Source organism: Limnochordia bacterium (assembly GCA_023230925.1).
In the GTDB taxonomy this organism is placed as follows: Bacteria; Bacillota; Limnochordia; order DUMW01; family DUMW01; genus JALNWK01.
Genome location: JALNWK010000011.1, coordinates 17,127 through 29,255, shown reverse-complemented (window position 1 = coordinate 29,255; position 12,129 = coordinate 17,127). Strand labels below are relative to the sequence as shown.

The window sequence follows — 12,129 nt, the reverse complement described above, 5'->3', positions numbered from 1 at the left end:
CGATGGCAGCCTTCGATAAGAAAGCTGAGAATGTGTGTATTCTCGATTTGAGCCAGTTATCGATTATGTGCGACTATTTTGTAATCTGCACCGGTCAATCCGATGTTTCAAGAAAGGCGATTGCCGATAACATAGAAAAAGAGCTTTCCGGTTTGGGGAGAAAGCGGTTGCATCGGGAAGGGGAACACGGATCAGGATGGGTTCTCATTGATTATGGCGATGTGATTGTACACATCTTTTCCCCCGAGGAGAGAGATTACTACGGTCTGGAAAGACTGTGGGGCGATGCAAAGCAAGTCGAAGTGACTATAGGATCAGAGAATCCCAAACTTGGATGATGGATGTGTGTAAATGACGGAGGATTTGGGGAGATATCAGTATTTGGCCCTTGTCTATGATCGAATGAAGAGTGAAGTAGACTATCCCCAGTGGGGTCAGTACGTGATTCAGATATGGCAGCACTACGAACATGCCCCTGAGACGGTGTTGGATCTGGCTTGCGGTACCGGTGGCATCACGCTTTATCTAGCTCAGCAGGGATACAACATGACAGGGGTGGATCTTTCAGAGGACATGTTAGCCCTAGCCGATGAGAAGTTCTATGATTCGAGGCTAGTGGTGCCGTTGCTTCAACAGGATATGAGGTATCTTAACACAGGTACTTCTTTTGATGCTGTGATCTGTCTGTGTGATAGTATCAACTACTTAGATGCAATTGACGACGTGAAACAGTGTTTTGGCCGGGTATATCAGTGCTTAAGACCTGGGGGCCTGTTCGTATTCGATGTGAATACTGCCTTGGCCCTAGAGAGATTTTACGGAACAAATGTCTACTATGACCAAGTGCCAGGTGGGGAGCTAAAATGGGAGACTTCCTATGATAAGAACAAGGGACGATGTGTGATGGATCTTACCTTTTCCATTACAGTCGGGGGTGTTCTTCGAGAGTACAGGGAGCGCCATATTGAACAGGCTTACCCGATGGATCAGCTAGCTCAAGCGTTAGATGAAAAAGGATTTACTGTTTTGGACGTTTTTGATGGCTTTACCCTTTTGCCAGCGAAGAGTAACAGCTACCGGTGGAACTTTGTGGCTCAAAGATCAGAATGACGAACGCCCCTTGACTTTCCGCAAGGGGTCAGTTATAATACGGAACGTACAATGTTTACAAAACTAAAGTCAATGAAGAGGAGTAGTAGCCAGTTAGATTCACAGCAGAGAGTCGACGGTGGGTGTAAGTCGATGTGGAACAACTGGGGAACTCGCCTTGGAGATTCACATGTAAATCATCTAGCATGTGACGGTTGCCACCGTTACGAGGCTAAGAGTGGGTTGTCATTATGTGGGGCTGTAGCTCAGTTGGGAGAGCGCTTGAATGGCATTCAAGAGGTCGACGGTTCGATTCCGTTCAGCTCCACCATTTTTGTATGATCACCAAAAAGGGTGGTACCACGGGAAGACTTCTCGCCCCTGCGTGTTAGCAGGGGTTTTTTGTTGTGGTTGTTTAAGCTTAGATTACGGAGGAGATCAACGGTGCGAACCTACGATTTTAGACAGATCGAGCCAAAATGGCAAAAACACTGGGATGAAAGTGAATTATATAAAGTAGCTGAAGATCCTGACAAACCAAAGTATTATTGCTTGGAGATGCTTCCTTATCCTTCAGGCAGGTTACACATGGGTCATGTGCGTAATTATGCCATCGGTGATGTTGTTGCCAGATTTCAATCTATGAATGGTTTCAATGTCTTGCACCCGATGGGGTGGGACGCTTTTGGACTTCCGGCGGAAAATGCTGCGATTCAGCGGGGGGTCCATCCTGTGCTATGGACAAAGGAAAACATTGCCTATATGAAGCAGCAATTAAAGAGGCTCGGGCTTAGCTACGATTGGTCGCGGGAAATCACCTCTTGTTTACCGGATTACTATCGGTGGACCCAGTGGTTGTTTTTACAGTTTTACAGGGCGGGACTCGCTTACAAATCTGGTGCAGCGGTTAACTGGTGTCCGTCCTGTGGCACGGTCCTTGCCAATGAGCAGGTGGTTGCAGGAAACTGTGAGCGCTGTGATACACCGGTGGAGAAAAAGCATCTTGAACAGTGGTTTTTCCGGATTACCAGCTATGCTCAGAGGCTTTTGGACAATTTGCAGAAGCTGGATGGTTGGCCAGATAAAGTGAAAACAATGCAGCATAACTGGATTGGCCGCAGCGAAGGTGCTATGCTAAAGTTTGCCATAGACGGTACCGACAAGATCCTAGAGGTGTTTACTACTAGGCCTGATACTATCTATGGTGCTACGTTTATGGTTATGGCTCCTGAGCACCCCTGGGTGGAAGAATTAATTGATGGGGCAGATAATGAGGCAGAGATTCGCCGGTTTATTGCCCAAGTGGTTCATGAAGATGAGATCTCAAGGACGGCCGAGGACACTGAAAAACTTGGTATCTTCACAGGTAAGTACTGTATTAACCCGCTAAGCGGAGAACGGATCCCGATCTGGCTAGGCAATTACGTATTAATGGGCTATGGGACGGGCGCGATTATGGCGGTGCCAGCCCATGATCAGAGGGACTTTGAGTTTGCCAGAAAATACGATATTCCCGTTCGTTTAGTGATTCAAGATCCCCAGGCGGAGTCCGCGGAAGACGAGTTGCCTGCTGCCTATGAAGGAAGCGGCGTTCTGGTTAATTCCGATCGGTTCTCAGGTCTTGAGAACAATCGTGCCATGGAAAAGATTATTGACTATCTAGAAACCAAGCAGTTGGGTGAGTTTAAAGTACAGTACCGGCTACGGGACTGGTTGATTTCAAGGCAACGCTACTGGGGTGCTCCAATTCCGATGATTAACTGCGAAAAATGTGGATTGGTACCTGTACCAGAAAAGGATTTACCTGTGATTTTGCCAGAGGATGTGGAATTTGGCACAGACGGTAAGTCACCGTTGTCTAAGCACGAGTCCTTTGTCAACACTACTTGTCCTACTTGCGGTGGCAAGGCGAGCCGTGAGACAGATACGATGGACACCTTTGTCTGTTCTTCGTGGTATTTCCTCCGGTATTGTGACCCACATAATGGGAAGCAAGCAGTTGACAAGGATGTTGCTGATTATTGGATGCCGGTTGATCAGTATATCGGTGGGGTTGAGCATGCAATTTTGCACTTGATGTATGCCCGCTTTTTTACAATGGTACTTCACGACTTGGGTTTGGTAGAATCCGAGGAACCCTTTGCCAATCTACTGACCCAAGGAATGGTACTCAAAGACGGTATCAAGATGTCCAAATCCAAGGGAAATGTAGTGGATCCGGATCGTATTGTGGAACGCTACGGAGCAGATACAGCTAGGTTATTCATTCTGTTTGCAGCACCACCAGATCGCGACCTTGAGTGGAGCGAATCCGGTGTAGAGGGCGCCTATCGGTTTATTAACCGGGTTTGGCGTTTAGTGCAAGATTACTCCCCGCGGGTACAAAAGGTGCAGCCTACTAGGAGTAACGATGGCCTTGTTGGACAGGACAAGGACTTAAGAAGGGCTATGCATCAAACCTTATCTAAGGTAAAGGGTGATATCCAACGGTTCAATTTCAACACCGCCATCAGTTCGATTATGGAGTACGTTAATGCTTTCTATCAGTATGATGGGGATAATATGTATCTTTGCCGAGAAGGGCTAGAGACCTTAGTTCTTATGTTAGCCCCCTTTGTCCCTCATTTGGCTGAGGAATTATGGCAAGAGCTTGGTGGCAGAGGAAGTGTTCATAAAATGGTTTGGCCCCAAGTGGATGAAGAGGCCCTTCAGGTTGAAGAGATGACAATAGTATTACAGGTCAACGGAAAGGTACGAGATCGGGTAACTGTACCGGTGGATATTACTGACGATGAACTAAAAAAGCTCGCTACATCTCAGGAAAGCCTGGCTCCATTCATGGAAGGGAAAGATGTGGTGAAGGTAATTCTTGTCCCTAAGAAGCTAGTTAACATCGTGGTCAGGTAGATACGGTAGAGACGGGACTGCCCTTGTTGAATGTCCGCAGGGCAGTTTCCTTATCCCTGCGGGTACAGTAGAAGTGGATATGTTGACAAGCTAAGATAAACCACATAGAATAGATATAAACGAAGGGAGTGGTGTGACGTGCCGCGCTTAACACTTAGGGGAAAACTAAATCGGCATGGAAGCTTGCTTTCTATTGGTCTTGCGCTTTGCCTATTTGTGGGTATGTCAGTTTACTATTACCTTCAGACAAAGCAAGGGGCCGATGTTGATATTACTTTCCATTGGGAGGATCAGGAAGACACTGGGGATGATGCGCTACATCCTGTGGTGCAGACCGAGTTTAATTCAGCGGGAAAGCTGAATATCAATAAGGCCGAGCAAGTGGAGCTACAACAATTACCCGGCATAGGTCCTGCGTTGGCCTTAAGAATCGTGGAATACCGTAAGCAAAATGGTCCCTTCAGTAGTGTAGATGAGCTTCTTAAGGTGAGCGGTATTGGCCAGAAAACCATGGAGAAACTTCGTCCTCTTATCTGTGTTGAATAGACAAAAAGCCTGTGTTGTTGCAAGCCAAAACGCCATCGCCTATATTGCGGGGGTGGTATTAGCTGCGGTAGCCGTTGATTATTTCAATGTGGCCGTAGCAATTGTTATCGTAGGTGTGATCCTGTTAGCGACTATGTTCTCCTATTTCGCGGACCGAAGCTGGATTGGTTGTGCAATTGCTGCCACCTGGGTGGCCCTTGGCTGCTTGGCATATTCTGCCAGTTTCCAGGTCCATCACCAGCGGTTTGGCTATCTGCAAGATCAACCGGTGGAAATAACAGGGACTATTTCTACACCATTGGCCCAGAAGGATACGAATTTCTATTTCCTGCTTGCTGTAAACCAATACATAGATGGTGGTCACGTGCAAGGGCGGATACGGGTTACGATAGATACCTGGGCTTGGTCAACTGATGAGCGGCAAGCTGTTGCTGCTCTATCTTACGGTGATGAGGTAGTTGTGAGCGGTTGGCTGCGGAAACCCTCTCGCGCATCAAATCCCGGGGAGCCTAATTGGCAGAGCTACGCCTACCGAAGTGGATATTCCGCAACATTGTACGTAGAAGATCCTAAACAGCTGCAGGCTACTGGAGGAAATAACGCTAGGTTTCCCATGAAGCAGTTGTATGCATTACACCAGGACATCAAGTCTTTAGAAAAGGACCTTCCCGATGATGTTGTGCCATTCTATCGCTCTTTGCTCTTAGGGGATCGGAGTCTATTTACAGTTAAACAGCAGGAAGCGATTGAACGAGCAGGGGTCTCTCATTTGCTTTCAATATCTGGTACACATATCGGCTTACTTGTCGGGGTGTACTGTATTGTGGGGAGTGTTTTTCGTAAACCCAGGTGGCAGTCTACTCTAATGGCGTTGCCCCTGCTATACGTGTATTTGCTGTTAACCGGATTACAGGCATCCACTCTTCGTGCTGTGGTGGGGTTAACCCTTGGTGTTAGTGCCGCGATTAGCAAGAGACCTAAATCATCGTTGCAGCTTTTGATTCTTACAGCGTGGGTTACACTGATCATAAATCCCCTTAACGTGACCGGTGTGGGGTGGCAGCTATCCTTTGCCGCTGTGTTTGGTATTTTGGCCCTAAGCCCTGTGTTTGGCAAAATGCTATTCCCTATGCCTAACTGGCTTTTCTCATCTGTAGCTGTTTCACTAGGAGCATGGGTTGGGGTGACGCCGTTGGCTCTGTATTACTTCCAGACCGCAAGCTTAAATGCGATAGTCGCCAATCTAGTATTGATTCCGCTGTTTGGGCTCCTTCTTATTATTATATTCCTTCTGGGAGCTATTGGGTTGGTCACACCGGGTTGGATTTCCATGGGAGGAGCCCTTGCCAATTATGTAGTTTCCCTGTTCTGGTTACTGGTTGATTGGTTTGCGGCTTTTCCCGGTTTCTTCCAGGTCCCTGGTTTTAGTTGGGTTTATCCCACTCTGTTTTATGCGTGGCTTATTGTGTGTTATCCGTTACTGCAAGAAACATCTAAGCTACCGCGTTTTTTATCCCGCCAGTCTCGAAAGCGTCTGCTAAACTGGACGATGGGGTTTTTGGCTGTTGCCTTTTGGTTTTCCATATTCAGTATAAGGCCGGGTGAGATTGAAGTAGTCTTTCTGGACGTGGGACAGGGCGATGCAATATACATCAGCTTGCCGGGGGACTATCATATTATGATTGATGCCGGAGGGCGTCCTATTCGGCCGGATCGCAGACCTTACGACGTTGGCAAAGAGATAATCTTGCCCTTCTTAAGGTACAAGGACGTACGTAGACTTGACTTGGTGGTGATTACCCATCCCCATGTGGATCATTATGGTGGGTTTGCGTCAGTAGTTGAAGCTATAGATGTAGGAATGATCTGGTACAATGGACAAACAGCCTCGGATCCCTCCTTTCGTCGATTGTGGTCATTGATTGAAGAAAGGAAAGTACCTTGTTATACTGTATCTACAGGGGATTGGCTTGAAGTGGGTGATACTCATCTGAAAGTCTTGCACCCACCCAGGTCAGTGGTTGCCAATAATTTACTAGGTACCAATGATGCCTCGCTGGTGACTATGCTAGAAGGCAATGATACTAGGTTCCTATTTACCGGTGATGTGGAGATTAAGGGGCAGCGGATGCTCCTTGCAGATGGGCAAGAACTAGACAGCTTTGCGATGAAAGCTCCTCATCACGGCAGTACTTTGGCTTTTGATGTCTTTTTCAATCAAGCGGTAAATCCGCAGATCTCCGTTGTTCAAGTGGGGCGTAATGGGTTTGGTCAACCGGGGGAACAAGTACTCAATAGTCTGAAACGGCAAGGTGTTCAGGTCTTTCGGACCGATGAGGATGGAGCGGTTATCGTTCACCTTTGGTTTGGTCGCCGTCTGGTACGCACCCAGAAAAGTCGGTTGTTTCTCCGATACTAGTAGTCGGCTTTTTAGTTAATGAGCACTGTGCTTTGGTGCCTGTCCTTTGACAAGGACAAAGGGTAAATGGAGAGGAGACGCTTATGGCAAAGGGAGAAAGTGGGTATCAACTGATTCAGGACGATATCTCGAAGAGGAGTTTTGCTCCTGTATATTGGCTTTTTGGTCAGGAAACGTACCTTAAGGATAAGGCCTCAGAGGAACTACTGGAAGCATTGGTACCCATGGAACAAAGAGATTGGGCCCTAACGAGTTTTCAGGGTGGAGACCTTCAGTTCGACCACTTAGTTCAATCGATCACATCACAGACAATTGGGGCCGATGTCTCAGTGACATTGATCCAAAGCTTTGATGAAACCAGATTGCAGCCGGAGCAGTTGCTTAAGATAGTTGAGGTCTTGCCGAGGGATAGTCACCTAATCATCCTATCGACAAATATAGATCGGCGGACGAAGTTCTTCAAACGGGTCAATGAGATCGGACGCATTGCGGAATTTAATCCAGTTAGTAATGTGGATGCGCGTAAATGGGTGGCCAAACGGCTTAAGGAAAACAGGGTTTCCCTGGAACAGGATGCCTTCGAGTTATTGATGCAACGAGTCGAGACAGATCTGCAGTTGGCCGCCAATGAAATAGATAAGATTAGCTGCTATTGTGGTCGGGATGGAGGTGTAGTTACCAAGGAGACGCTTGATCGTTTAAGTAGTCTTGCCAGTAGTGGCCCAGAGGATAAGGCCATTTTTGCTCTAGTTGATGCTGTCGGGAAGCGAGATAAGATGCAAGCCTTAGTTCTCCTGAGACAGATGCTCTCTTCTGGGGAGCAGCCCATGCGCATATTCATTATGATTGCAAGGCAGTACCGGTTAATCATGGGTGTGCAGCGTCTGACGCGCCTTGGGTATAAGGCGTCGGACATGGCCCGAGTTTTAGGATGTCATCCATTTGTGATCAGTAAGGTAAGTGCGCAAAGCCGGATATACTCCCCGGGACAGATACAAGAGATTATGGAACTGATCATGGAAGGAGATAGGAGACTAAAGGAAAGCTATGAAGGCCAAGCTCTTAATCTAGAAATGTTTCTTATTAGGTTGATGGTGTAATGGAGTTGGGCGGTGTAGATATCGATACACCACCCCCCATTTTACTGGACTTTGTTTAGTGCTTTAGTAAGACGGGATTTCCGTCTTGCTGCTTTATTGGGGTGGATAACGCCCTTAGATGCAGCTTTGTCTAGTAAAGAAACCGCCTCCGAAAGGTATGCCGGAGCATTCTCCGGCTGGTTTTCCAAGGCGACTTGGTATTTCCGGATTGCCGTCTTAACGCCTGATTGAACCGACTTATTTCTAAGGCTGCGGCGTTCGGCAACTTTGATGCGTTTCTTGGCAGAAGGTGTATTAGCCATTGATGTATATATGCCTCCCTAATATTCGCGAATTTGCCCATTGCAATTCTACCACGGTCAGCCTTGCTTTGCAAGTTGTTTCTCAGTCGAGCCATCCCCATTGCCCTTCTCCGGTAAGAAGTAGTTGTCACCATTAGCCAGCTTGATGATTGTCGCAAGTTCGATGTCGATGATTAGAATACCACATGATATTTCTACGAGTATGTATAGACACATTCTTATACAACATCAGACTGTACAATGCTAGAGGCGACAGGCCTTCCATCCCATGGCTGAAGTAGGGCATTATGTTTACTGTTGTTTTGAAATATGATTTATTTCTGCGAACTACTGTTTTTAGGCCCTGCCATTATGCGGGAAGGGTACGGGATAAAGCTCTGCGGGATTGGACATTCTATATTGTAGAGTGGAGGTGCATAATATGTGGTCTGAGTATGACTATTTGGATACGAGAACCGATCTGGCCATAGAAGCCCAGGAACTTTTCGTTAAAGAAGAAGGTCCACCTGAAATACCTGGGGTGGAAGTGTACAAGGAAGAAGGGAAAACCGCTACCGTCACCCGCATTTTCATCAAGTCCAAGGTCGGGGCACAAATGATGAACAAACTACCGGGAAACTACACAACGATAGAGGCCCAGGGCCTTCGTCAGAGAGATGTGGAAACGAGGGAAGAGGTAAGTCAGCTTCTGGCAAAGGAACTCACCCGATATACCAAGGACCTGGATACCTCGGCAGTGGTACTGGTAATTGGCTTGGGCAACTGGAATGCTACACCTGATGCCCTGGGCCCAAAGGTAGTAAACAAAATAATGGTAACAAGGCATCTGTACCAATTGGTGCCTGCAGAGGGAAGAGGAGGGCTAAGACCGGTGGCCGCCTTAGCGCCGGGAGTCCTGGGGCTTACTGGAATCGAAACAGGCGAGATTATTCTCGGTGTTACACAAAGGATCAAGCCGGGCCTAGTCATCTGCATTGATGCTTTGGCTTCTCGGAGCTCGAAGCGTTTATGTAGTACAGTCCAGATATCCGATACAGGAATAAATCCGGGTGCAGGAGTGGGTAACCGACGCCTCGCCATTACGCCGGAAGTCTTAGGGGTCCCGGTGGTCTCGATTGGGGTACCTACGGTTATTCATGCTACAACGATTATCAATGACGGACTACGGATATTGGAGGAAGGTCCAGAGGCCTTTGAACAAGACGAAGATGTTCCACGTGCTACTAGCCTACACGTGGATCCAAGAATGATCACACACCCTGAACGAACAGCTTCCAAAGAAGGCGGCAGTAACCAGCGTAAACAAGTTATCCAGCAGCTATTGACGCCCTACATGGGAAGCATGATTGTGACGCCAAAAGAGATCGACGTTCTCATCGATGATGTTGCCGATGTATTGGCCGGTGGCCTTAACGCCTGTTTACATGAGCAAGTGGATTTGAATGAGGTACTAAAATATATTCAGTAATGCACGATATTCTTAAGAGAAGGTAGGGTACGGATGTGCCCTACCGAACGGTCCCCCATTCACCACAGACTGGGGGAATAACGTTGCCAATATGAACCCGCTTGGTCTTACCAGATATGATTTAGGCAGGAAATCTACATAGGCCTGCAGAAGTATGTAAGGGCCTGAAAGGGCAAATCTGTTGTTTAGAGGTGGTCCACTATGCTCGGAGAGCAACGCCGAGCAGGGATTTTGAACGAAGTTCAAAAATGGGGTACGGTGCGGGTCTCAAACCTAAGTGAGTTATTCGGTGTTACAGAAGAGACTATTCGACGTGACCTAGAGGAACTGGAAAAGCAGGGATTGGTCAGACGAGTCCACGGGGGAGCCATTGGGGTTGGTTCTAGTTTTGAGCTGCCATACCATGTCCGAGAAGTCAAGAATCCGATAGAGAAAACCAGTATTGCGCTACAGGCAGTTGAGCTCATTAATGATGGAGATACGATCATGTTTGACGCAAGCAGTACTGCCCTGTATACGGCGCAGCGGCTGGTTCAGAAGAAGAATATAACCGTGGTTACAAATTCGCTGCGAATTATAGGAGAACTGGCGGCTTACCCTAACATTAGAGTTATTGGAGTTGGTGGTACTCTCTGCAATACCAGTTTGGGGTTCATAGGTCCGGTAGCAACAAAGACAATTAGTCAATTTCACGTAGACAAGGCAGTTTTCTCCTGCAAGGGGATTACCGACGAACATGGACTGACTGATGCCAGCGAGGTAGACAGCGAGATTAAGCGACTGATGGTCAAGGCGGCCAAGGAAACCATTGTTGTTGTGGATTACTCAAAATTTGGGCGCATTGCTTTCTGTAATATTGTTCATTTAGACCAGATCAATTGCGTAATTACAGATAGTAAGACCAGCGTCGAGTGGCTTATGAAAATGCGGGAGCGAGGTATCAGGGTAGTGCAAGCAAAAACGGGCAGTGCACCGATTACCAGGAAAAAAGAGTACCCTCCGGGCAGGAATATGTCCATTTAGGTCGAATACAGACAGTAACAAAGCAATAACCACGGCCTCTGTGGGAGGCTGTGTTATTGTTAGGCATATGTTAGGGGAGGTTTTTCAATGAAACTCGGTGTGTTCAATGCGCTTTTTTCGCAGAAGAACTTGGTTGAAACCCTTGACTATATTAAGTCATTAGGGTTGGACGCAATAGAAGTGGGTACGGGTAACTACCCAGGCAATGCCCAATGTCCGGTGGACGAACTTCTTGCAGATTCGGGCAAGCTCAAGAAATGGAAGCGACTTTTCGATGAGCGGGGGATTCAGATTAGTGCCTTGAGTTGCCATGGAAATCCCCTTCATCCCCAGGAGGAAGTGGCTAAGGCCCATCGTGATGTACAGCGGAAGACAATTCTACTTGCAGAGAAACTGGGCATTGATACTATACTTACGTTCTCTGGGTGTCCAGGTGAAGGGCCAAATGCTAAGTACCCAAACTGGGTTACTTGCCCATGGCCGGATGATTTCCTCAAAGTTTTAGAATGGCAGTGGGAAGAGGCTGCTATTCCATTTTGGCAAGAAGAGGTGCAGTTTGCTAAGGACCACGGGGTAGAGAAGATTGGTTTGGAAATGCATCCAGGGTTTTTAGTATATAACCCGGAGACCCTCTTGAAGCTCCGAAATGCTGTTGGTCCTGTAATTGGTGCCAATTATGATCCAAGCCATCTGTTTTGGCAAGGGATGGATCCAATTGCGACAATTCGAGAACTTGGTGATGCCATTTACCACGTTCACGCAAAAGATTGCCGCATTGATCCAATTAACACGGCGCGCAATGGTGTTTTGGATACCAAACACTATGGCGATGAGATAAATCGAAGCTGGATTTTCCGCACAGTGGGCTATGGTCATTCAGAATCTGTATGGAATGATATTGTCAGCAACCTTAGATTAGTTGGCTATGATTACGTACTGAGTATTGAACATGAAGATAGCCTAATGACGCCTAGTGAAGGCTTTGAAAAGGCCGTACAGTTCTTAAAGAACGTTCTTATTTATGAGACCGCAGGAGAAATGTGGTGGGCTTAGTAGGTCAGAGCCCCATCAGCCTCATACCAACCGGTGGCTTGACTTGAATTGCCCAAAAAACTATAATGGTACAAGATATTAGTAAGCCTGGCACGTTTAGATCCATCTGGATACTATGGATAAGCGGATGCAATGTTGAATATTGTAGTTATGTCGGGCCTTGTTCTCAATGTCTTTCTTCAAGCAGGTCAGTATCCTGGTTGGACTATGGGTTGATTTATG

Annotated in this window: 10 protein-coding genes and 1 tRNA gene; 10 read left to right on the top strand and 1 reads right to left on the bottom strand. The window is 47.2% G+C overall.

All coding sequences use genetic code 11. The features are described from left to right. Positions 1–32: 32 nt before the first annotated feature. From rsfS to holA, 7 genes are all read left to right on the top strand, one after another. A complete protein-coding gene (gene rsfS, locus M0Q40_03830; protein MCK9221739.1) occupies positions 33–338 on the top strand; it encodes a ribosome silencing factor in 306 nt (101 codons plus the stop codon). A gap of 13 nt (positions 339–351) precedes the next feature. Next, positions 352–1,110, top strand: a complete 759-nt coding sequence (locus M0Q40_03825; GenBank protein ID MCK9221738.1) for a class I SAM-dependent methyltransferase — start codon at positions 352–354, stop codon at positions 1,108–1,110. A gap of 234 nt (positions 1,111–1,344) precedes the next feature. Further along, a tRNA-Ala gene (locus M0Q40_03820) sits at positions 1,345–1,420 on the top strand. A 113-nt stretch (positions 1,421–1,533) separates the two neighbouring features. Next, positions 1,534–3,996 carry a leucine--tRNA ligase gene (leuS, locus tag M0Q40_03815; protein MCK9221737.1) on the top strand — a complete coding sequence of 821 codons (2,463 nt, stop codon included), beginning with the start codon at positions 1,534–1,536 and terminating at the stop codon, positions 3,994–3,996. Positions 3,997–4,134: 138 nt separating this feature from the next. Further along, entirely contained in the window at positions 4,135–4,542 is a 408-nt protein-coding gene (locus tag M0Q40_03810) for a helix-hairpin-helix domain-containing protein (GenBank protein ID MCK9221736.1), read from the top strand. Beyond that, positions 4,493–6,961, top strand: a complete 2,469-nt coding sequence (locus tag M0Q40_03805; GenBank protein MCK9221735.1) for a DNA internalization-related competence protein ComEC/Rec2 — start codon at positions 4,493–4,495, stop codon at positions 6,959–6,961. Before M0Q40_03810 ends, M0Q40_03805 begins: the two co-directional genes overlap by 50 nt. Positions 6,962–7,044: 83 nt before the next feature. After that, positions 7,045–8,061 (top strand): DNA polymerase III subunit delta, encoded by a 1,017-nt coding sequence (holA, locus tag M0Q40_03800; GenBank protein ID MCK9221734.1) that lies wholly within the window; start codon positions 7,045–7,047, stop codon positions 8,059–8,061. A 41-nt stretch (positions 8,062–8,102) separates the two neighbouring features. Here holA and rpsT read toward each other — a convergent pair whose 3' ends face one another. Then, positions 8,103–8,363 (bottom strand): 30S ribosomal protein S20, encoded by a 261-nt coding sequence (gene rpsT, locus M0Q40_03795; GenBank protein ID MCK9221733.1) that lies wholly within the window; start codon positions 8,361–8,363, stop codon positions 8,103–8,105. Positions 8,364–8,784: 421 nt separating this feature from the next. Between rpsT and gpr the strand changes: the two genes are divergently transcribed. From gpr to M0Q40_03780, 3 genes are all read left to right on the top strand, one after another. Continuing rightward, complete coding sequence (gene gpr / locus M0Q40_03790; GenBank protein ID MCK9221732.1) at positions 8,785–9,831, top strand: GPR endopeptidase; 1,047 nt, start codon at positions 8,785–8,787, stop codon at positions 9,829–9,831. 201 nt (positions 9,832–10,032) lie between these two features. Then, a complete protein-coding gene (locus M0Q40_03785) occupies positions 10,033–10,854 on the top strand; it encodes a DeoR/GlpR family DNA-binding transcription regulator (protein MCK9221731.1) in 822 nt (273 codons plus the stop codon). Positions 10,855–10,941: 87 nt separating this feature from the next. Next, positions 10,942–11,907 carry a sugar phosphate isomerase/epimerase gene (locus M0Q40_03780; GenBank protein ID MCK9221730.1) on the top strand — a complete coding sequence of 322 codons (966 nt, stop codon included), beginning with the start codon at positions 10,942–10,944 and terminating at the stop codon, positions 11,905–11,907. The last annotated feature ends 222 nt before the right edge of the window (positions 11,908–12,129 follow it).